This is a genomic window from Nonomuraea sp. NPDC049709, assembly GCF_040674815.1.
Lineage (GTDB): Bacteria > Actinomycetota > Actinomycetes > Streptosporangiales > Streptosporangiaceae > Nonomuraea.
The window spans coordinates 60,023-81,525 of the sequence record NZ_JBFANM010000015.1 but is presented as its reverse complement, the minus strand read 5'-3'; the positions used below and the strand labels follow the sequence as shown (position 1 = coordinate 81,525).

The 21,503-nt window shown below is 72.0% G+C and carries 18 protein-coding genes; 9 read left to right on the top strand and 9 right to left on the bottom strand.

Annotated features, from left to right (window positions below; all coding sequences use genetic code 11):
• Positions 1-227 precede the first annotated feature (227 nt).
• Entirely contained in the window at positions 228-2,417 is a 2,190-nt protein-coding gene (gene ligA, locus AB0J69_RS17070; RefSeq protein ID WP_364117844.1) for an NAD-dependent DNA ligase LigA, read from the bottom strand.
• A 64-nt stretch (positions 2,418-2,481) separates the two neighbouring features.
• A complete protein-coding gene (locus AB0J69_RS17065) occupies positions 2,482-3,474 on the bottom strand; it encodes a methionine synthase (RefSeq protein ID WP_364117842.1) in 993 nt (330 codons plus the stop codon).
• A 24-nt stretch (positions 3,475-3,498) separates the two neighbouring features.
• Between AB0J69_RS17065 and AB0J69_RS17060 the strand changes: the two genes are divergently transcribed.
• A complete protein-coding gene (locus tag AB0J69_RS17060) occupies positions 3,499-4,131 on the top strand; it encodes an MBL fold metallo-hydrolase (RefSeq protein WP_364117840.1) in 633 nt (210 codons plus the stop codon).
• A 28-nt stretch (positions 4,132-4,159) separates the two neighbouring features.
• On the opposite strand, the gene mnmA is transcribed toward AB0J69_RS17060, so the two are convergent.
• The gene (mnmA, locus tag AB0J69_RS17055) at positions 4,160-5,278 is read right to left on the bottom strand and encodes a tRNA 2-thiouridine(34) synthase MnmA (RefSeq protein WP_364117838.1); all 1,119 of its coding nucleotides are present in this window, start codon (positions 5,276-5,278) and stop codon (positions 4,160-4,162) included.
• A 66-nt stretch (positions 5,279-5,344) separates the two neighbouring features.
• Here mnmA and AB0J69_RS17050 point away from each other — a divergent pair, with 66 nt between their 5' ends.
• Positions 5,345-6,397, top strand: a complete 1,053-nt coding sequence (locus AB0J69_RS17050; protein WP_364117836.1) for a DUF695 domain-containing protein — start codon at positions 5,345-5,347, stop codon at positions 6,395-6,397.
• A gap of 139 nt (positions 6,398-6,536) precedes the next feature.
• Here the strand turns inward: AB0J69_RS17050 and AB0J69_RS17045 are convergent, their stop codons facing one another.
• Positions 6,537-7,700: a cysteine desulfurase family protein gene (locus AB0J69_RS17045; protein ID WP_364117834.1), complete on the bottom strand. Its 1,164-nt coding sequence runs from the start codon at positions 7,698-7,700 to the stop codon at positions 6,537-6,539.
• 54 nt (positions 7,701-7,754) lie between these two features.
• Here AB0J69_RS17045 and AB0J69_RS17040 point away from each other — a divergent pair, with 54 nt between their 5' ends.
• From AB0J69_RS17040 to AB0J69_RS17010, 7 genes are all read left to right on the top strand, one after another.
• Positions 7,755-8,270, top strand: a complete 516-nt coding sequence (locus tag AB0J69_RS17040) for a TetR/AcrR family transcriptional regulator (protein ID WP_364117832.1) — start codon at positions 7,755-7,757, stop codon at positions 8,268-8,270.
• A gap of 196 nt (positions 8,271-8,466) precedes the next feature.
• A complete protein-coding gene (locus AB0J69_RS17035) occupies positions 8,467-9,654 on the top strand; it encodes an MFS transporter (protein ID WP_364117830.1) in 1,188 nt (395 codons plus the stop codon).
• Positions 9,655-9,666: 12 nt separating this feature from the next.
• Positions 9,667-10,164, top strand: coding sequence for an HIT family protein (locus tag AB0J69_RS17030; protein WP_364117828.1), 498 nt, complete (start codon positions 9,667-9,669; stop codon positions 10,162-10,164).
• Positions 10,165-10,282: 118 nt separating this feature from the next.
• Positions 10,283-11,182, top strand: coding sequence for an ABC transporter ATP-binding protein (locus tag AB0J69_RS17025; RefSeq protein ID WP_364117826.1), 900 nt, complete (start codon positions 10,283-10,285; stop codon positions 11,180-11,182).
• Positions 11,179-11,943, top strand: a complete 765-nt coding sequence (locus AB0J69_RS17020; RefSeq protein ID WP_364117824.1) for a hypothetical protein — start codon at positions 11,179-11,181, stop codon at positions 11,941-11,943. Before AB0J69_RS17025 ends, AB0J69_RS17020 begins: the two co-directional genes overlap by 4 nt.
• Before the next feature lie 28 nt (positions 11,944-11,971).
• Positions 11,972-12,685: a response regulator transcription factor gene (locus AB0J69_RS17015; RefSeq protein WP_364117822.1), complete on the top strand. Its 714-nt coding sequence runs from the start codon at positions 11,972-11,974 to the stop codon at positions 12,683-12,685.
• A complete protein-coding gene (locus tag AB0J69_RS17010; protein WP_364117820.1) occupies positions 12,682-14,184 on the top strand; it encodes a HAMP domain-containing sensor histidine kinase in 1,503 nt (500 codons plus the stop codon). The genes AB0J69_RS17015 and AB0J69_RS17010 overlap by 4 nt, the downstream gene beginning before the upstream one ends.
• Positions 14,185-14,301: 117 nt before the next feature.
• Here AB0J69_RS17010 and AB0J69_RS17005 read toward each other — a convergent pair whose 3' ends face one another.
• From AB0J69_RS17005 to AB0J69_RS16985, 5 genes are all read right to left on the bottom strand, one after another.
• Entirely contained in the window at positions 14,302-15,255 is a 954-nt protein-coding gene (locus tag AB0J69_RS17005; RefSeq protein WP_364117818.1) for an electron transfer flavoprotein subunit alpha/FixB family protein, read from the bottom strand.
• 19 nt (positions 15,256-15,274) lie between these two features.
• Complete coding sequence (locus AB0J69_RS17000) at positions 15,275-16,054, bottom strand: electron transfer flavoprotein subunit beta/FixA family protein (protein WP_364117816.1); 780 nt, start codon at positions 16,052-16,054, stop codon at positions 15,275-15,277.
• 239 nt (positions 16,055-16,293) lie between these two features.
• On the bottom strand, positions 16,294-17,508 hold the full coding sequence (locus AB0J69_RS16995) for a serine/threonine-protein kinase (RefSeq protein ID WP_364117814.1): 1,215 nt from the start codon (positions 17,506-17,508) through the stop codon (positions 16,294-16,296).
• A gap of 36 nt (positions 17,509-17,544) precedes the next feature.
• The gene (locus AB0J69_RS16990) at positions 17,545-19,341 is read right to left on the bottom strand and encodes a serine/threonine-protein kinase (RefSeq protein WP_364117813.1); all 1,797 of its coding nucleotides are present in this window, start codon (positions 19,339-19,341) and stop codon (positions 17,545-17,547) included.
• A gap of 16 nt (positions 19,342-19,357) precedes the next feature.
• Complete coding sequence (locus AB0J69_RS16985; RefSeq protein ID WP_364117811.1) at positions 19,358-21,406, bottom strand: protein kinase; 2,049 nt, start codon at positions 21,404-21,406, stop codon at positions 19,358-19,360.
• Positions 21,407-21,503: the final 97 nt, after the last annotated feature.

The window sequence follows — 21,503 nt, the reverse complement described above, 5'->3', positions numbered from 1 at the left end:
ATGGGAGGGTACGACCTTCACCCCACTTCGCGAAACCAAGCGCGTACGTTCCGTCACTTCTCCTTTCCGACATATACCCAAAAAGCACCCTCAGTAGCAAACCATGCACGCTAAGATCCGAGCGATCCGCGACACGACCCATGACGGGGCACATGACGGGGCACACGACGGGGCACACGACAACGGGGCCCGCTCGTCCACACGAGCGAGCCCCGGCAGAACGGGGATCAGGCCTCCGGAGTTACCACCGCCCCGGCCGCGGCCTCCGGCCCCTCCTTCAGCAGCACCTCGAACCCGGCCCCGTCGAGGATGGGCACGCCGAGACTCACCGCCTTGTCGTATTTCGACCCCGCGTTCTCCCCCGCCACCAGGAACGAGGTCTTCTTCGACACCGACCCCGACACCTTGCCGCCCCGGCTGGTGAGCGCGTCGGAGGCCGAGTCACGCGTGTAGCCCTCCAGCGTGCCGGTCACCACGAACGTCAGCCCTTCGAGGGTCTGCGGCCCCTTCTCGGGAGCCGGCTCGTCCTCCATCCGGACCCCGGCGGCCCGCCAGCGCTCGACGATCTCCCGGTGCCAGTCGACCTCGAACCACTCCTTGACCGTGGCCGCCACCCTGGGCCCGATGCCCTCGACCGCGGCCAGCTCCTCCTCGGAGGCGTTCATGATGGCGTCGATCGACCTCATGGCGTCGGCCAGGGCGCGGGCCGTGGGCGGGCCGATGTGCCGGATCGACAGGGCCACCAGCACCTGCGCGAGCGAGGACTGCTTGGCCCGCTCCAGCTCCTCCATCAGCCGCAGCGCGTTCTGGCTGGGCTCGCCGTTGATGTTGGAGAAGAAGGTGACGACCTTCTCCTCCCCCGTCTTCGGGTCGATCTTGGGCAGGCCGGTGTCCTGGTCACGGACCACCGACTTGATCGGGATGAGCTGCTCCAGCGTCAGGTCGAACAGGTCGGCCTCGGTGCGCACCACCGGCTCCTGCGGCGGCAGCGGCTGGCTGAGCGCGGTGGCCGCGACGTAGCCGAGCCCGTCGATGTCGAGCGCGCGCCGGCCGGCGGCGAAGAAGATGCGCTCGCGGATCTGGGCCGGGCAACTGCGCGCGTTGGGGCAGCGCAGGTCGGCGTCGCCCTCCTTCTCGTACGCCAGCTCCGTGCCGCACTCCGGGCAGTGCGTCGGCATGACGAACTCCCGCTCGGACCCGTCACGCAGCGCCGTGACCGGCCCGACGATCTCGGGGATGACGTCGCCCGCCTTGCGCAGCACCACGGTGTCGCCGATGAGCACGCCCTTCTTGACCACGATCGCCGCGTTGTGCAGCGTGGCCCGCACGACGGTCGAGCCCGCCACGACGACCGGCTCCATCACCGCGAACGGCGTGACCCGCCCGGTGCGCCCGACCCCCACCTGGATGTCGAGCAGCTTGGTGTTGACCTCTTCCGGCGGGTATTTGTACGCGATGGCCCACCGCGGCGCCCGCGAGGTCGAGCCCAGCTCCCGTTGCAGCCGGAAGTCGTCGACCTTGACCACGACGCCGTCGATCTCGTAGGGCGGGTCGTGCCGGTGCACGTGGTAGTGCTCGATGAACTCGTTGATCTGGTCGAGCCCCGGCAGCACCTGGTAGAGGTCGCTCACCGGCAGGCCGAACTCCCGCAGCCGGTCGTAGACGTGCGACTGTGCCCGCGGCTCCGCCGCGCCCTCCCAGAGGCCGATGCCGTGCACCAGCATCCGCAGCGGCCGCTGGGCCGTGATGCGCGGGTCCTTCTGCCGCAGCGTGCCGGCCGCGGAGTTGCGCGGGTTGGCGAACGGCGTCTTGCCCTGCTCGATCAGCTGCTCGTTGAGCTTCTTGAAGTCCTCGACCGGGATGTAGACCTCGCCGCGCACCTCGACCAGGCACGGGATGTCGTCGCCCTTGAGGCGGTGCGGGATGCCCTTGATCGTGCGTACGTTGGCCGTCACGTCGTCGCCCGTGCGCCCGTCGCCGCGCGTCGCGCCCCGCTCTAGCTTGCCGTCGCGGTAGACCAGCGCGATCGCCAGCCCGTCGATCTTCAGCTCGCACAGGTAGGGGCCGGGGTCGCGCTCGGCCAGCCGCTCGGCCCGCGCCTGCCAGGCCGACATGTCCTCGGCGTCGAAGGCGTTGTCGAGGCTCTCCATCCGGTTGAGGTGCTGAACCTTGGCGAAATCGCCCGAGACCGGCGCGCCCACCTTCTGCGTGGGCGAGTCGGGCGTCTGGAGCGTCGGATGCGCCGCCTCCAGCGTGAGCAGCTCCTTGAACCACTCGTCGAACTGGGCGTCACTCACCGTGGGCTGGTCGAGCACGTAGTAGCGCCAGCGTGCGTCCTCGACCAGCTCGCTCAGCTCCGCATGCCGCTTGAGCGCGGTCACCGGCACGCCTCCGACCTCGGTGTCAGCCTCACTCACGCCGACCCTCCTTCCATCCGACAACCTGAGCAAACGCTACCGCCGGGCACCGACGGTGACACGTTCAGTCGCCCCGCATCCCGTTCGCCGGATCGTCCCTGAGCACCTGGGCCGCCTTCCTGCAGGCCGCCAGCGCCGCCCGGGCGTACGCGGGAGAGGCCCCCGCCAGCCCGCACGCCGGGGTCAGCACGACCTGAGCCGCCAGCCGGTCCGGCTCGAACCCCAGCCGCCGCCACAGCTCCACCGCCGGCTTGGCCACCACCGCCGGCCCGGCCAGCCGTACGTCCCTGCCCGGCACGACGCCCAGGAACAGCGCCATCCCCGCCTCGAACAGCTCCCCGAGCGCGTCGTCGTCCCTGCGCCGCAGCAGCGCGGCGTCCACGGAGACCCCGCGAACCCCGGCCCGGCGCAGCACGGCGAACGGCACGGCGGGGGCGCAGCAATGCACCACGGGCTCGTCGAACAGTCGCAGCGACTCCTCCACCCGCCACTCCTCGACCGCCGCCAGCCGCCCGAACCCCGACGCGGTCGGCACGTTGCCCGCCAGCACGCCCGGCAGCCCGGGCTCGTCGAGCTGCAGCACGATCTCCGTCACCCCAGGCACCCGCCGCCGCACCTCGGCGCAGTGATCCGCGACCCCCTGCGCCAGCGAGGCGGTCAGGTCGCGTACGGCCCCGGCGTCGGAGAGCATCTTGTCCCCGTACTTGAGCTCGATCGACCCCGCCAGCGTCCACGGCCCGCAGACCTGCAGCTTCAGCGGCCCCGAGTAGTCGTGCCCGATCTCCTCCAGCCCGTCGAGGTCGCGCCGCAGGTGGTCGACGGCCCGCTGGTGGTCGCGCCCCGGCCGGTCGCTCAGCCGCCACCCGGAGGGCTGCACCTCGACATGCAGGTCGACCAGCAGCCCCGCCGTGCGCCCGACCATGTCGGCCCCGACGCCCCTGGCGGGCAGCTCTGGCAGGTACGGCAGGCCGGGCACCTCGCCGAACACGATCCTGATCGCCTCAAGATGATCCTCACCCGGATGCGAACCAACCCCGGTGGCTTCCCACGTAGACATGGGCACCAGCGTAGGCTCTGCCGAATGAAGCTCACGAAACTCGACCACGCCTGCGTCCGGTTGGAGAAGAACGGCAAGGTCCTGGTCATCGACCCCGGCACCTTCAGCAAGGGTCCGGTGCTCGACGGCGCCGACGCGGTGCTCATCACCCACCAGCACTTCGACCACGTGGACGTCGAGAAGCTGAAGGCCGCCTCGCCCGACCTGGAGATCTGGACCTGCGAGGGCGTCGCTGCGGAGCTGACCGAGGTGACGGGCAGGGTCCAGGTGGTACGGCACGGCGACGGGTTCGAGACGGCCGGTTTCGGGGTGAAGGTGTTCGGCGAGTGGCATGCCAAGAACCACCCTGACATGCGCATCGTCCAGAACGTCGGTTTCCTGGTCGACGACGAGCTCTTCTACCCGGGTGACGCGCTGACCGTGCCGGACGTGGAGGTCTCCACGCTGCTGGTGCCGACCGGCGCGCCGTGGCTGAAGCTGATGGAGATGGTGGAATATCTCCGTACGATCCGCCCGGCGCGCGCATATTCCACCCACGACGCCCTCTACAGCGAGATCGGCCTGACCCTGGTCGACAACTGGCTGCGGATGGAGGCGGAGAAGCAGGGCGCCGACATCCGCCGCCTCGCGGTCGGCGAGTCGACCACCCTCAGCTAGTCGGCCACCCTCAGCTGGTCAATCAGCTTCAGCCGGCGGACACGATGGTCGCCGATCCGATGACCGTCGAGCCGGAGTAGAGCACCGCGGCCTGGCCGGCGGCGACGCCCGTGGCCGCCCGGCCCAGGTCGATCCGCAGCCCGCCCGCGATCTCCTCGAACGTGCACGGATAGACCTCGCCGTGGGCCCGCAGCTGCACGGTCACGTCGTCGGAGGCGGCCGGCCCGTTCCGGACCGGCCCGTTCGAGACGGGCCCGTTCGAGACGGGCCCGTTCGAGACGGGCCCGTTCCAGACCGGGCTGCCGCAGACGATCGAGGTGACCTGCAGCGCCGCACGCGGGCCGACCGTGACGGTGTTGGACACCGGCTCGATGGACAGCACGTAGCGCGGCCGGCCGTCCGCGGCCGGCCGGTCGATGTGCAGGCCCTTGCGCTGCCCGATCGTGAACCCGTGAGCGCCCTGGTGGCTGCCCACGACCGCGCCGCTCTCGTCGACGATCGGCCCCTCGGCCGAGCCGAGCCGCTCGGCCAGGAAGCCGCGCGTGTCGCCGTCGGCGATGAAGCAGATGTCGTGGCTGTCGGGCTTGTCGGCGACGGTCAGGCCGCGCCTGGCGGCCTCCTCGCGCACCTCGGCCTTGGTCGAGTCGCCCAGCGGGAAGATCGCGTGGCCGAGCTGCTCGCGGGTCAGCACGCCGAGCACGTAGGACTGGTCCTTGCCCGCGTCGACGCTCCTGGACAGCACCCCGTCGACCAGCTTGGCGTGGTGGCCGGTGGCGACCGCGTCGAAGCCCAGGGCCAGCGCCCGGTCGAGCACCGCCGCGAACTTGATCTTCTCGTTGCAGCGCAGGCACGGGTTTGGGGTGCGACCGGCCGCGTATTCGGCCACGAAGTCCTCGATCACGTCGCGCTGGAAACGCTCGGCCATGTCCCAGATGTAGAACGGGATGCCGATCACGTCGGCGGCGCGGCGAGCGTCGCGCGAGTCCTCGATCGTGCAGCAACCCCTGGCTCCCGTGCGATGGGATTGGGGGTTGGCGGACAGGGCGAGATGGACACCAGTGACGTCGTGACCGGCCTCGGCTATCCGAGCGGCGGCCACGGCGGAGTCGACGCCGCCCGACATGGCGGCAAGCACACGCAGTCCCATGACCTGTCCAGCGTACTGTCCGGACAGGAGTGCACGACCATGGCCCGGGTCTGCGAGGATTCGGGCATGCGACTGTTCGGGCGCAAGGACGCAGACGAAGGGGCCGAAGGGCCTGACGAGGCCATCGCCGGTTTCTGGGCGTGGTGGCAGGAGACCAGGCCGCAACTCGACTCGATGGTGGCCGCGGGCGAGCCCGAGGGGCTGGAGGAGCGGCTCTCCCCCGCGGTCGCCGCGATCGACCCCGGCCTGGCCTACGAGGTGGCCCCCGGCAAGGAGGCCGCGCACGCCCTGGTGGTGACCGCCGCGGGCGACGCCGAGCTGCGCTCGCTCGCGCACCGCTGGGCCAAGGCCGCGCCCCCGGCCGACCTGCTGTGGGAGTTCCACCCGTCCCGTCAGGCCAACCCGATGGCGATGGAGCTCACCCTCGACGTGGCCGGCTTCGAGTTCGCGCTCGACAAGTTGCAGCTCGGCCTGCGCGTGCCGCGCAACCAGCCCCGGGTCGACGTGGCCGCCTACCATCCGATCTTCAGCGAGCTCGACGAGGAGTCCAGGCTGGAGGCCACGCTGCTGGCCCTCGACTGGCTGCTGGGCGAGGACGACGTGGCCAGGTGGGTGGGCGAGATCACGGCGGTCACCTTCGAGCCGATCGACTCCGTGGCGGCGGTGCACCTGCCGGCCGTGGTCGCCGACGTGGCCTCGGGCTACACCGAGGAGGAGTGGCTGCTGCTGGAGGGTCAGACCGCCGGCGGCGCGCCGCTGGTCGCCACGGCCCGCCATCCGCTGCGGCCGGTCGACCATCCGCTGTTCGACCAGCACATCCAGGTCACGCTCCCCTACGCGCACCGCGACGAGAACGGCCTGCCGGTCGGCGACTCGCTGGCCGCGCTGCGCGACTTCGAGGAGCGCCTGGCCGCCCGCCTGCTCAAGCTGCGCGACGACGCCGTGCTGGCGGCGCACCTGAGCTCGCAGGGGCATCGCGTCATCCACGTGTACGCCGACCCGACCGGCGACGCCGCGATCCACGCCAAGGAGCTGATCGTGGGCTGGGAGGAGGGCGAGCCGAGGGTCGACGTCTCCGCCGACCCCGCCTGGACCGCCGTCGCCCCCTTCCTCACCTGAGCCCGGCCTTCCGACCCGAGCCCGGCCTCCTGGCCTGAGCCCCGCCTCCTGAAGCCCGGCCTTCTGTGACGTGAGCCCAGCTTCTGTGACCTGAGCCGGGCCTTCTGCGGTCTGGGCTCAGCCTCCTGGCGGCCTGGGGTCAGCCGAGGCCGGCGCGGCGGGCGCGCTCGACGGCGGCCGGGAGCACCTCGATCAGGCGGTCCACGTCGTCGCGCGTCGAGGTGTGGCCCAGCGTGAACCGCAGCGACCCGCGCGCCGCCGCCGCGTCCGCGCCCATGGCCAGCAGCACGTGGGACGGCTGCGCCACGCCCGCCGAGCAGGCCGAGCCGGTCGAGCACTCCACGCCCTTGGCGTCGAGCAGCATGAGCAGCGCGTCGCCCTCGCAGCCGGGGAAGGAGAAGTGGGCGTTGCCGGGCAGCCGGTTGCCGGGGTCGCCGTTGAGCACCACGTCGGGCACGGCCTCGCGTACGCGGTGGATGAGCTCGTCGCGCAGCGACGCCAGGTGGCGGCCGAGGGCCTCCTGCTCGCGTACGGCGGTGCTGACGGCGGCGGCGAGCCCCGCGATGGCGGGCGCGTCGAGCGTGCCCGAGCGCACGTCGCGCTCCTGGCCCCCGCCGTGTTGCACGGAGACCGGCGTGAGCCCCCTGGTCAGCAGCAGCGCGCCGACCCCCATCGGGCCGCCGACCTTGTGGCCGGTCAGCGTGAGCGCGTCGGCCCCCGAGCCGCTGAACGAGACCGGCAGCTGCCCGATCGCCTGCACCGCGTCGGTGTGGAACGGGATGCCGTGGTCGTGCGCGATGGCGGCCAGCACGTGGATGGGCTGGATGGTGCCGACCTCGTTGTTGGCCCACATGATGCTGATCATGGCCACGTCGCCGGGGTCGCGCTCGATGGCGGCGCGCAGCGTCTCGGGGTGCACGCGACCGTGCTCGTCCACCTCCAGCAGCTCCACCTCGGCGCCCTGGCTGTCGGCCAGCCACTGGGCCGGGTCGAGCGCGGCGTGGTGCTCCACGGAGCTGATCAGCACGCGCCTGCGGGGGCGGCGCGCCCAGTAGAGGCCCTTGATCGCCAGGTTGTCGGCCTCGGTGCCGCCCGAGGTGAACACGACCTCGCTGGGCCGGGCGCCGAGCGAGTCGGCGATCGTCTCCCGTGACTCCTCGACCACCCTGCGCACCTGACGGCCGGCCGCGTGCAGCGAGGAAGCATTGCCGACGCGTTTGAGTTGCTCCGTCATGGCCTCGATCGCTTCGGGCAGCATGGGGGTGGTCGCCGCATGATCAAGGTAGGCCGACGGTCTGGTCACGTGCTCAGGGTATCTCGTTTGCAACTGTACCGTCCGGACGGTACAGTTGATCGTATGCGAAGGGACGAGCTTTTGGACGCGGCGGAGGATCTCCTCTGCGACCTGGGCTCGGGCGCGCTCACCCTGGCCGCCGTGGCGGACCGGGCGGGCGTGAGCAAGGGCGGCCTGCTCTATCACTACGGCTCCAAAGAGGCCCTGATCAAGGGCATGGTGGAGCGGTTGATCGAAGACTTCGACGTGCTGGTGGCCGGGCAGCCGGGCGAGACCTACACCGAGCGCTATCTGGGCGCGACGCTGGCCGCCGTCCGATCCGGCCGCCTGCGACGATGGGCCGTCGTCACCGGAGCGTCGGGCAACCTCTTCCTGCTCGCACCGCTGCGCGAGGCGATGGCCCGCTGGCACCGCGAAGGGCTGAGCGAGGAGCCGGACCCGGTGGCCGCGCAGATCGTCCGGCTGGCGTGTGAGGGGCTCTGGGACGTGGCGAGTCACGACCCGGAGCTCAACTCAGAGGACGATCTCCAGGCCCTGGAGCTCCGCCTCAGGGCACTCATCTCGCCCGCCCCCGCCTGATTCCATCCCTTTTCGCCCTCCGCGCCACGCGCCGGGGGCCACGTCCGACTCCCCCGAACCCCCCGGCACCACGCCGGGCCCGCGCCGCCGCGCGCTGTCCTGCGTTGCCCTGTGCCGTCCGCCGCGGTCGGCGGGGGCGCCCCGGCATGCCCGGATTCATCGCTAAGAAATACGATCCTGTGAGAGGTGTGGCCTTATGACCCGCGAGCTGAGGAGTGCCCGTTACGGGGCGGTCCTCACCTTTGTCCTTGCCGGCCTGATGGTGGGCACGATGACCGTGCGCATCCCCGCCCTGACCGACAAACTCGGCCTGACCGAGGCCACGGTCGGGGCGGTCCTGCTGGTGTGGGGCCTGGGCGCTCTGGTGACGATGCAGTCCATGCGGCGCGTCATGGCGCGCGTGGGCAGCCGGGCGGTGCTGCGGGCAGGCGGTCCACTGACGGCGCTCGGCCTCCTCGGCGTGGCCGTCGCCCCCGACCTCCCGCTGCTCCTGGTGGCCGTGGCGCTCTTCGGCATGGCCTTCGGCACCGTGGACGTCGCCATGAACGCCCAGGGTTCGGCCGTCGAGCAGGCCTACAAGCGGCCGCTGATGAACGGCATGCACGCCGGCTGGTGCGTGGGCGCCATCTCGGCGGGCGGGCTGGGCAGCCTGGCCATCGCCGCCGACCTGCCGTTCACGCTGCACGTGACGCTGATCGCGCTGGTCTCGCTGCCGGTCATGGTGCTGCTCGGCCGTACGTACCTGCCGGAGCCCCCGGCGGCGGCCACCTCGACCACGGGGCGGCGCCGCATGCCCCCGATCGTCTACCTGCTCGGCGCGATCATGTTCTTCGCCTTCATGGTCGAGGGCACGGTCGCCGACTGGAACGGCCTGTACATGCGCGACGAGCTCGGCGCCCCCGAGGCCCTGGCGGCGCTCGGGTACCCGGTGTTCGAGACCGGCATGCTGATCGCCCGGCTCACCGGTGACCGGCTGCGGGTCAGGTTCGGGGTGCGCGGGATGCTGACCGTGTCCGGGGTGGCCACGGCCGGCTTCTTCGCGGTCGTGCTGCTGGCGCCGGCGGCGCTGGTGGCGGTGGCGGCGATGTTCTTCGTCGGGCTCGGGGTGGCGACGATCTCGCCGCTGACGCTGTCGCTCGCGGGCACCGCCACCGACGCGCCGGGGCCCGCGATCGCCCAGGCGGGCGCCATGGGGTACGCGGGCCTGCTGCTCGGCCCCGTGGTGATCGGCTTCCTGTCGGACGCCACGTCCCTGCGTACGGCGCTGGGCATCGGCGTCGTCCTGGGCGTGCTGATCGCCCTGGCCGCCCGCCTGCTCCCGCGCAGCGAGCCGGCCCAGGTGAGCCCCCTCCCCGTAAGGGAGCCCGCCCAGGCCGCCGCCTGAGACCATCGCGGGATGGATCTCGAACGAAACGTGCCCTTCGACGTCGAGGCGTATGAGGCGCGGGTGAGGTCCCGCCCGTGCTTCATCTGCGCGATCGTGGCCGGCGACCCCGGCTACGCCCTCGAGCAGATCGTCCACGAGGACGACCGGCACCTCGCCTTCCTGGCCCGCTACCCCACGATGCCGGGATACGTCCTGGTCAGCCCGAAGCGGCACGTCGAGCACGTCGTACGCGACCTCGACGAGGACGACTACCACGCGATGATGGGCGTGGTCAGGAAGGTGGCGCTGGCCGTGGAGGCGGTGGTGCCGTCGGAGCGCACCTACCTGCTGTCCCTCGGCAGCCGGCAGGGCAACGCCCACCTGCACTGGCACGTGGCCCCGCTGCCGCCGGGCACCCCGTACCGGAAGCAGCAGTTCCACGCGCTCATGTCCGAGAACGGCACGATCCCCTGGAGCCAGGCCCACGCCGAGGAGCTGGCCGCCCGCCTGCGGGCGGCCCTGGCCTGAGAGTTCCCTGTGGATCGGCGCGGGCGGCGCGGCGCCACCCCACGTGGCACCGCCCCGCTCACAGAGACCTCACAGAACCCCTCAGAACATCTCCAACGAGCCACTCCACGCTGGACCCATGATCCAGCTCAACGGACTGTCCAAACGCTACGGCGAGCGGCTCGCCGTGGACGACCTCTCCTTCACGGTACGGCCGGGCCTCGTCACCGGCTTCCTGGGCCCGAACGGCGCCGGGAAGACCACGACCATGCGGATGATCCTCGGCCTCGACCTGCCCACCTCCGGCACGGTCACGATCAACGGCCGCGGCCCCCACGACCTGCCGCACCCGCTGCGCGTGGTCGGCTCGATGCTGGACTCGCAGGCCGTGCACCCGCAGCGCACCGCGTACAAGCACCTGCTCTACCTCGCCCAGACCAACCGCCTCCCGATCTCCCGCGTCGAGGAGGTACTCGACCTGGTTGGGCTGACGGACGCGGCGGGCAGGAAGGCCGGCGGGTTCTCGCTGGGGATGAGCCAGCGGCTGGGCCTGGCCGCCGCGCTGCTGGGGGATCCGCCGGTGCTGCTGCTGGACGAGCCGGTCAACGGGCTGGACCCGGAGGGCGTGCTGTGGATCCGCACGCTGGTCCGGGAGCTGGCCGCCGAGGGGCGTACGGTGCTGCTCTCCAGCCACCTGATGAGCGAGATGGCGCTGACCGCGGACCGGCTGGTGATCATCGGGAAGGGCCGGCTCATCACCGAGGCCGAGATCGGCGAGTTCACCGGCGCCGGGGCTCCCGTGCTCGTCCGCACGCCCGAGGCCGGTTCCTTCGCCCGGCGGCTGGAGCTGTCGGGCGCCCGCGTACGGGCCGGTTCCGGTGACGAGCTGCTGGTCACCGGCATGAGCGCGCCCGACGTGGGGCGCCTGGCGGCGGCCGAGGGCGTCACGCTGCACGAGCTGACCCTGCGGCCCGCGTCCCTGGAGGAGGCGTTCATGGAGCTGACCCGCGACGCCGTGGAGTACGGAGGGGCACGATGATCGAGGCGGGCGTGCTCAGGGCGGAGTGGACGAAGTTCAGCAGCATCAGGGCCACCATGGTGCTGTCGCTGGCGATCGTCGTCGTGTCCGGGCTGTTCGGGTGGCTGTTCGGCAACGCGTCGGCCGGCGACTACGCCACGGCCACGGCGCAGGAGCGGCTGGACTTCCAGCCGCTGGACATGGGCATGCGCGGGCTGTTCGTGGTCCAGCTCCTGGTCTCGGCGCTGGGGGTGCTGGTCGCCACCTCCGAGTACGGCTCCGGCACGATGCGCGCGAGCGTGGCCGCCGTGGGCCGGCGCGGTCACCTGATGGCCGCCAAGGCCGGGATGACCGTGCTGACCGCCCTGCCGGTGAGCGTGGCCGGGGTGTGGCTGATGTACACCGCCGGCCAGACCGTCCTCGCGGCGAACGGCGCTCCGTACGTCATGCCGGGCGAGCCGGGCGCGCTGGTCCTGCTCCTGCTCGGGCCGGTCGTGTTCACGCTGCTGGCGCTGTTCGGGCTCGCCCTGGGCTTCCTGCTGCGCGGCACGGCCTCGGCCGTGAACGTCAGCACCGCCTTCCTCCTGATCCCCGTGCTGGCCTCGAGCGCGCCCGGCGGCCTGCGGGAGTTCATGCACACCTACTGGCCGAACACGGCCGCCTTCCAGGCCGTCTCAGGGACGTCCGAGCTGCCGCCCGTGGTGGCTTTCGGGGTGCTCCTCGGGTTCGTCGCGGTGCTGTTGGTCGCGGCGTTCGTCCAGTTCAAGAACCGGGACGCCTGACTACCCTGGACCTCGGGAGGTGCCTCACGTGGCTCACACGGGCGAACGGCTGCTGGTGGTCGACGACGAGCCCACCGTCAAGGAGCTGCTGTCGGCGACGTTGCGGTTCGCGGGTTTCACCGTGAGCTCGGCCGACAACGGCACCCAGGCGCTGGAGGAGGCCCGGCGTGATCCGCCTGACCTGGTGCTGCTCGACGTCATGCTGCCCGACCTGGACGGCTTCGAGGTGCTGCGCCGCCTGCGCGGCCTGCCCAGGGCCGGCGGGCGGCCGGGGCCGGTGCCCGTACTGTTCCTGACGGCCCGCGACACCACGGCCGACAAGATCAACGGTCTCCGGCTGGGCGGCGACGACTACGTGACCAAGCCGTTCGACCTGGAGGAGCTGCTGGCCCGCATCAGGGCCATCCTGCGGCGCACGGGCGCGATCCCCGACGACCACACGCTGGTCGTCGGAGACCTGGAGGTCGATCCCGACGGCCACCAGGTGACCAGGGCGGGCCGCCCGGTCCGCCTGTCGCCGACGGAGTTCCGGCTCCTGCACCACCTGGTGCTCAACGCCGGGCGGGTGCTGCCCAAGTCGCAGATCCTGGAGACCGTGTGGCGCTACGACTTCGCCGGTGACACGAGCATCGTGGACACGTACGTGAGCTATCTGCGGCGCAAGCTGGACACCGGCGAGTCACCTCGGCTGATCCACACCGTGCACGGCGTCGGCTACCTGCTCCGCAAGCCGAAACCATGACCAGCCGCCTGCCACGACCCCGCGGCGGGCGCGCCCGGCTGCCGCGCATCGGCAGGGGGCTGTCGTTGCGCGCCCGGCTGCTGGCGATCACGGTCGCCCTGCTCGTCGCCGGCCTGGCGATGATCAGCTCGGTCCTCGTCCGGCAGCTGGAGACCCAGCTCAGGGCCCGCGTGGACGCCCAGCTCAGCCCGATGGGCACGGCGCTGTCGTCGGTGCCGCCCGAGCTGGCCACCGCGCTGGCGGCCATGCTGGAGAAGCGGGCGAGCCAGGCCCCGCTCGTGCTGGGCGAGCCCGACCTCGTCACCAAGGGGTACGCGGCGTACCTGTCGCCCGGCGGCGCCGTGCTGCGCGCGTACGGCGACATGCCCGGGCCCGGCCTGCCCCGCCTCGACACCGCCACCGTCGCGGCCCGCGCCGGGCGGCCGTTCACCGTGGAGGGGGCGGACGGCGCGGAGTGGCGCGCCGTGGCGCTGCCCGCCAAGCGCACGAGCACGGAGTTCGCGCACTCCAGCGTGGTGGCGGCGGTGTCGCTGGAGGCCATGCACACGACCGTCAACCGGATGCGCGCCGCCTGCCTCGTGGCCGGATCATTGCTGCTGGCCGTGCTGGCACTGGTGGGCGGGTTCGCGATCAGGGCCGGTCTGGCGCCGTTGCGCCGGGTGGAGGAGACGGCGGCGGCCATCGCGGACGGCGACCTCACCCGCCGCGTGCCCGAGCCGGCCCCGCCGGGCACCGAGGTCGGGCGCCTGGCACGCTCGCTCAACAAGATGCTCGCGCAGATCGAGCAGGGGGTCGCGGCGAAGGTGGAGTCGGAGGCCCGCATGCGCCGGTTCGTCGCCGACGTCAGCCACGAGCTGCGCACCCCGCTGTTCGGCATCAAGGGCTTCTCGGAGCTGTACCGCATGGGAGGCACGGAGGCCGGGCCCGCGCTGGCCCGCATCGAGAGCGAGTCGGGCCGCCTGGCCAAGCTGGTGGACGACCTGCTCCTGCTCGCCGGCCTCGACGAGAGCGACGGCCCGGGGCTGGAGCTGACCCCGATGGACCTGCGTACCCTCGCCGCCGACGCCCGCCACGACTTCACCGCCCTCGACCCGACCCGGCCCATCGCCTTCACCGGCCCGTCCGGCGGCCCGGCGGCCACCGCCCCGGTCCTGGGCGACGAGGCCCGGCTGAGACAGGTCGTCAGCAACCTCGTCGGCAACGCCGTCACCCACACCCCCGCCGGCACCCCGGTCAGGATCGGCGTGGGCACGGACGGCGGGGAGTCGGTGCTGGTCATCGAGGACGAGGGGCCGGGGCTGGCTGCGGAGGAGGCGGCGCGCGTGTTCGACCGCTTCTACCGCGCGGACGGCTCCCGCGCCCGCGCCACGGGCGGGGCGGGGCTGGGGCTGGCCATCGTCCGGTCCATCGTGGCCGCTCACGGGGGGCGCGTGGAGCTGCGCTCGTCCCCGGATGAGGGCGCCTGCTTCCAGATCAGGCTTCCCATCGCCGACCGCTGACCGGCCCTCGGCTCCCGCCCACGCTTGTTGAGGACGTCTGGGGGACGGTGCCCCCCAGACGTCACAGCCTGAGCTCCCCGCGCGGAGCGCCGAGAGCGGAGACCCTGCTTCCCCGGCCTACTTGCGCTTGTCGATCTCTTCGGTGAGCTGGGGCAGGACCTGGTGGAGGTCGCCGACCACGCCGTAGTCCGCCAGCTCGAAGATCGGGGCCTCCGGGTCCTTGTTGATGGCGACGATCGTCTTGGCCGTCTGCATCCCGGCCCGGTGCTGGATGGCCCCCGAGATCCCGGCCGCGATGTACAGCTGCGGCGACACCGTCTTGCCCGTCTGGCCCACCTGGAACTGGTGCGGGTACCAGCCAGCGTCCGTGGCGGCGCGGGAGGCGCCCACGGCCGCGCCCAGGGAGTCGGCGAGGGTCTCGATGACCGAGAAGTTCTCCGCCGAACCCACGCCGCGCCCGCCGGAGACCACGATCGCGGCCTCCGTCAGCTCCGGCCGGGCGCCCTTCTCCTGCTTGACCCGCTCCACGACTCGGGTGGCCTTGGCGGCGTCGGACAGGGTGACCGAAACCTCCTCCTCGACCCCGGCGCCCGCGGCCGCCACGGGGGCGGTGGAGTTGGGGCGTACGGCGATGATGGGCGTGCCCTTGCGCACCTTGGAGTGCACGTTGACGCCGCCGCCGAAGATGGACTGGTCGGCCACGAAGCCCTCGCTCAGGCCCACGGCGTCGGTGATGACGCCGGAGTCCGTCTTGATGGCCAGGCGGCCGGCGATCTCCTTGCCCTCGGCCGTGGCCGCCACCAGGACGGCGGCCGCCGAGGCGGAGGTCACGAGCTGGGCGAGCAGCTCGGCCTTGGGGGCGACCACGTAGTCCACGATGTCGCTGGAGCCGGCGACGTAGATCTTCTCCGCGCCGTACTCGGCCAGCCGGGCCTTGGCCTCGGCCGAGATGCCGGGGCCGGCCCAGACGGCGGCGGGGGTGCCGAGGGTGCGGGCCAGGGTCAGCAGTTCGAGCGTGACCTTCTTGACCTCGCCTTCGGCCTGCTCAACGAGAACGAGAATCTCCGACATTTCCGTAAAACCCCCGTTCTCAGATGAACTTCTTGGACGCCAGGAACTCGGCGGCGCTCACGCCACCGTCGCCCTCGTCCTTGACGATCGTGCCGGCCGCCCGCGGCGGGGCCGGGGCGAAGTCGACGACCTCGGACCAGGCGGCGGCCAGGCCCACCTGCGCGGCGTCGATGGAGGCGTCGCCGATGGCCAGCGTCTCGACCGGCTTCTTCTTCGCCGCCATGATGCCCTTGAACGACGGGTAGCGGGGCTCGTTGATCTTCTCGACCACGGACACGACGGCCGGCAGCGACGCCTCGACCCGGTCGAAACCGTAGTCGGCCAGGCGCTGGACCTTGATCGAGGTGCCGTCGACCTCGACCTTGTTGGCCAGCGTGAGCTGGGGCGTGCCGAGCCGCTCGGCGAGCATGGCGGCGAGCATCCCGGTGCGCGCGTCGGTGGACTCCGAACCCAGGATGACCAGGTCGAACCCGATCTTCTTGAGCACCTGGGCCATCGCGTACGAGGTGGACAGGGCGTCGGAGCCGTGCAGCGCGTCGTCGCTGAGGTGGACGGCCTTGTCGGCGCCCATGGCCAGCGCCTTGCGGATGGTGTCGGTGGCCTTGCCGGGACCCATGGTCAGGACGGTCACCTCACCGCCATGGGCCTCCTTGAGCTTCAGCGCCTCTTCGACCGCGTATTCGTCAAGCTCGTTGACCACGCCGTCAGCGGCGTCGCGGTCGAGCGTGTTGTCATCGGACCGCAGCTTGCGCTCGGTCGCCGTGTCGGGGACCTGCTTCACGCAGACGACGATGTTCATGGCCGGTGGCCGACCTCCCGTAGTTCGCGTGCGCCCCCGCCACGCTGGCGGTGGGCGCCGAATGCATCTGTCCAGACTGCCAGGTGCCCTGGGGGCCCCCGACAGAGGGTCTGCCGTGGTTCAGCGGTTATGTTACCCGTGGGTAGCTTACGCGCAAACCGGCAGCTAGTGCGATTGGCACGGAAACCACTACCACCCTCTCTACCATACCGAACTTTATTCGGTCGTCGGCTGCGGGGCTACGCCGACAGCAGGAAAACGACTCCCAGCACCAGTGCCGTACCCGCGAACAAGGCCAGTGTGAACGCGGAGAACAGCGCCGCCAGCCCGAAGCACAGCCCGGCCGCCCCCGCCACGCAGACCGCATCCGTGATCAGCCGGCTGCGTTTGTACGGGCTGCGGGAGAACAGCGCCACCCCCGCGTCGGAGACCAGGGCCAGCGCGTACGCTGCCAGCAGGAACAACGACACCTCGGGCAGCGGCTCCCGGGCCGCGGCCGCCAGCAGCGACACGAACAGGCCCGAGCCGATCAGCCAGCGCCGGCGCACCTTCTCCCGGTGCCTGGCCCGCGACTCCGCCACCGAGCGCCGATGCTGCTCCTTGCCGGGCCGCCACTCCCTGGTGCTCATGTCGTCGGCCGCCGAACGAGGGCGTACGACCGGAGCGCTCAGGTGAGGCACGTGGGAGACGGGCGCGACCTCCAGCCTGGCGCAGATCTGCGCCGCCGTCGGCCGCGCGGCGGGATCGGTGGACAGGCACTCGCGTAACAGCGGCTGCAGCCACTCCGGCGCACCCTCCAGGTCGGGCGGGTGGTGCACGACCCGGTAGGCGACCGCCGAGGCCGGCCCCTGCCCGTACGGCTGCCGCCCGGTGGCCGCGTACGCCAGCGTCGCCCCGAACGAGAACACGTCGGCCTCCATGCCCACGGGCCGCCCCTCGAGCACCTCGGGAGCCAGGTAGCCGGGCGTGCCCACCACCGCGCCCGACGCCGTGACGGACAGCGAGTCGAGCGCGCTGGCGATGCCGAAGTCGATGACGACCGGCTCGCCCTCGGTCATCATCACGTTGGCCGGCTTGAGATCGCGGTGCACCACCCCCGACTCGTGCATGGCCAGCAGCGCGTCGGCCAGGCCCGCGGCGAGCCGCCGCAGGTCGGCGACGGGCACGGGGACGGAGCTGAGCGGCCGGCCCTGCACGTAGCGGGTCACGAGGTAGGGCCTGGCACCCTCCAGCGAGGCGTCCAGCACCTCCGCCACGTGCGGCCCGCCGACCATGCGCATGGTCTCCACCTCGCGCGCCAGCCGGGCCAGGGCCATGCCGTCGGCCGCGACGTGCGGGTGCAGCACCTTGACCGCCACCGTGCGCCCCTCGGGATCCAGCGCCAGGTGCACCTCGCCGAATCCACCGGCCCCGAGACGGGAGAGAAGCTCGTACGGGCCGAGGTGCTCGCTCATACCTTCATCTCTCCCCCCGAGCGGCGGCGGGGACACTCAGGACCAGGGATTCAGGAACCCCAGCCCCAGACCGTCGAGCAGGCTGCCGATCAGCCCGGTGATCAGGCCGATCGTGCTCTGCCTGGCATCGCCGGCCAGATCGTTGATGACCGTCTCCGGCTCCTGCCACGGCGCCCACACCGGGTCCTGGCTCAGCGCGTACATGACCGCGAACAGCGCGGCGGTGCCCACCAGCACGACGGCGACCAGCGCCGCGCCCGGGCTGCGCAGCACCCCGGTGAACGTGCGCGTGACGGCCTTGCGCGGCGCGCCGCCGCCGGGCAGCACGAACAGTCCGGCGGCGAAGGCGCCCGCCGCGTAGGCGGCCGCCTCGTTGACGCCCGCCTGGCCCGCCCAGTAGAGGAAGCCCCAGACGCAGATCCCGAACAGCAGTGCCAGCGGCACGTGCACCAGCGTCACGAGGGCCGACTTGACCAGCGCCCACGGCGTGCCGACCACGATGAGCAGCGGATCGGCCGCGCTGCTCCCGCGTACCTGACGCCGCTTGACCATGTCGCCGAAGAGGTATTCGCCGATGCGCAGCACCAGCGCGAGCGCCACGGCCACCGCGCCCGCCATGACGGGCCTGGCCACGGTCAGCGCCACCAGCGTGACCAGCAGGAGCAGGCCGACGACCTGGCTGCCGAACAGGTATCTCCTGCGCTCGGACGGCCGGGTGTACTGCGACGGCGGGGTGTAGGGCCTGACCTGGGACGGCGAGGTGGGCTGCGGCGCCGGGTAGCCGGCCACCCGCTGGTCCGGGCGCGGCATCGGCGGCCTGGCGGGCATCGGCGCGGGCACGTAGGGCGGCGGCCGCTCCTCCCTGCGCGGCGGCGCGGTGCGCGCCTCGCGGCGTGGCGGCGCCGGCGGGGGCGCCGGCTTGCGGTATTCGACCGGCGGCAGCAGGTCGGAGAACGTGTCCATGGTCCGCGTGCGGTCGGCCAGCCGCTTGGTCCCCGTCGGCCCCTCGAAGGACGCCTCGTTGAACGTCGTCACCGACGGGTCGAGCGCCCTGGCCATCCGCAGCAGCTCCTGGGCGCCGGGCCGGACCGACGGGTCGACCTGCAGGGCCCGGTTGAGCCAGCCGCGCAGCCACGCGGGCGCCTTGTCGAGCTGCGCCCGGCCTTCCATGATGTTGAAGCAGACCGCCTCGAACGTTCCCGTGCCGAACGGCGGCGCCCCGGTCGCGGCGAAGAACACCGTCGAGGCCAGCGCGTGCACGTCGGCCGCCTGGGTGATCTCCGAGTCGCGGATGATCTCGGGCGCCAGATAGCCCGGCGTGCCGACGAACATCCCCGTCTGCGTCAGCCTGGTGGCGTTCACCAGGTGGGCGATGCCGAAGTCGATGACCAGCGGCTCGCCGTCGACGAGCATGACGTTGGACGGCTTGAAGTCGCGGTGGATCACGTCGGCCGCGTGGATGGCCACCAGCGCCTGGCAGAGCCCCTGGGCGAGCCTGATGAGGTCGCGCGCCTCCAGCGCGCCCTCGGCCAGGACGGTGTCCTCCAGCGTGCGGCCGGGCGCGAAGCGGGTCACCACGTACGGCTGCCCGCCCACGAGCTCGGCGTCGATCACCTCGGCGACGTGCGGGCTGCGCACCCTGCGCATGGTCTCGACCTCGCGGGTGAGCCGGTCGCGCGCCTTGAGGTCGGCGGCCACGTGCGGGTGCAACACCTTGATGGCGACCTCGCGGCCCTCGCCGTCGAGACCGAGGTGGACGACCCCCATGCCACCTTCGCCGATCTTCCTGACCAGACGGTACGGGCCCAGACGTTCTGGTGCTTGGGTGCTCATCGCCACCTTCCCCGCGTCATCCCCCGGAATTCCCCCTCAGACCTTTCAGTTGCTCGACCACTGGATCGACGTTCAGCGGAGTCCATACGGCCTCCCCCTTAGGCTTGTCCCCGAACGTGCCGTAAGCGAGGATCAGCGAGAGCGCGGCACCCGCCGCGAGGATTCCCGCCGTCACCATCGCCGCTGTTCTCGAGGGTACGAGCGATGAGAGCGTTCTGCGCATCTGTTTGCCGGGACCCTCCACTCCGGGACCTGCGCAGACGGTCCAGAGCGCGATCGCGGCACCCCACGCCAGGGCGTTGGCCGGGTCCATCCGCGCCACCACGGTGAGCAGCAACGTCACCGGGAGACCGAGGATGAGCGCGTAGAGCACGAGCGCCAGCGTGATGCCGGCCGATTTGGCCAGCGCGGCCGGGTGGGCGAACACCCTCAGCACGTCGAGCGCCGCGGCGCCCGCCGCCCTGCGGGCCGTGAGCTGCGGCTGGGCCAGGTCGGCCGCGCGCAGCAGGATCGCGAGCGGGACCGCCACGACCGCCACGAGCACCGGCGCCTGCACGGCCGCCACGATCATCAGGATCAGCAGCATCGCGCTCGCCACGGCGTACGCCCTGGAACGCTGCAGCACCTTGCCCGGCTGGACGCTCGGGATGTAGGGCTCGCGCTTGGTCGACAGGTCCGGCTGCGGATATTGCTGCTGGGCCGGGATGTAAGGGGGTGGCTGCACCGGGATCGGGTTGGGCCGGCCGTAGTCGGGCATGTCGGGACCCGCACCCGGGCGGCCATAGTCGGGCATGTCGGCACCCGCACCCGGGCGGCCGTAGTCGGGCAGGTCGGAGCCCGCGCCGGGCCGGCCAGAGTTGGGGGTCTGCTGCTGCGGCGGGTTGAGCCTGCGGTAGTCGGGCGAGTCGGGGCGCACCCGCCTCGTGGGCACGTCGGCCTCGGGGTGCGGCGGGACCGCGGGGCCGTTGCCGGCCGCCGGCGGCGGGTAGCCGAACGCCTCGCGCTGGATCTGCCGCAGCTCCTCCGGCGGCACCCTGCGGGTCGGCCACGGGTCGGGCTGGTTGGGCAGCAGCGAGACGTACTGCTGGTCCTGCGGCGGTGAGGCGGGCTGCTCCTGGCTCTCCAGCAGCCGCTTGGGCGTCACCGGCGGCGTGGAGACGTCGTAGGACGGCTTGTCCGCCAGCCGCGGCGGGGTCGGCAGGGCGGCCGGCGGCGGCGCGTCGGGGCGCGGCACCGTCGAGACCTCGTCGGGCGAGGAGCCCGCGCCCGCCACCGGCTTGGGCAGCAGCCTGGCGGCCCGTTCGGCCAGCTCGGCGGCCTTGGGCCGCTTGGCCGGGTTGCGCTGGAAGGCCGCCTTCAGCAGCGGCTGCAGCTCCGCGGGAGCGGCGCTGATGTCGGCCTTGCCCGCGGTGATGTTGTAGAAGATCATCTCCAGCGTGCCCTTGCCGAAGGGCGGCTGGCCCGTGCCGGCGTAGAGCAGCGTGCCCGCCCACGCGTGGATGTCGACCTCGGGCCCCGCCTCCTGGCCCTCGATGATCTCGGGCGCGAGGTAGCCGGGCGTGCCGATGAACATGCCGGTCTGCGTGAGCCGCGTCGCGTCGACCGCCTGGGCGATGCCGAAGTCGATCAGGACGGGCTCGCCGTCGAGGAGCAGCACGTTGCCGGGCTTGAGGTCGCGGTGGATCACGCCCACGGAGTGCACGACGGCCAGCGCGGAGGCCACGCCGTGCGCGACCCTGACCAGCGCGGGCAGGTCGAGCGGCCCGTCGTCCTTGACGATCTCGTCGAGACCGCGGCCGGGGACGTAACGCGTGACGATGTACGGGCGATGACCGGTCACGTCGGCGTCGAGCACCTCGGCGATGTATTTGCTGCGCACCCTGCGCATGGTCTCGACCTCGCGCGAAAGCCGCCGCCTGGCGACCTCGTCACCGGCGACCTCTCCGCGCAGGACCTTGACCGCCACCTGCCGACCCTGCGGGTCGACAGCGAGGTGGACAACGCCCATCCCGCCTTCACCGAGCCGCCTGAGCAGCCGGTAAGGGCCTAGTCGGTCATCGTTCATGGCATGAAGCACCATACCGGCTTAATCCCCGCCCACGAGATGAACCATGAGGCCACATTCCCACTCGTACAACGTCCAGAACGGCCTCATCGGTTTC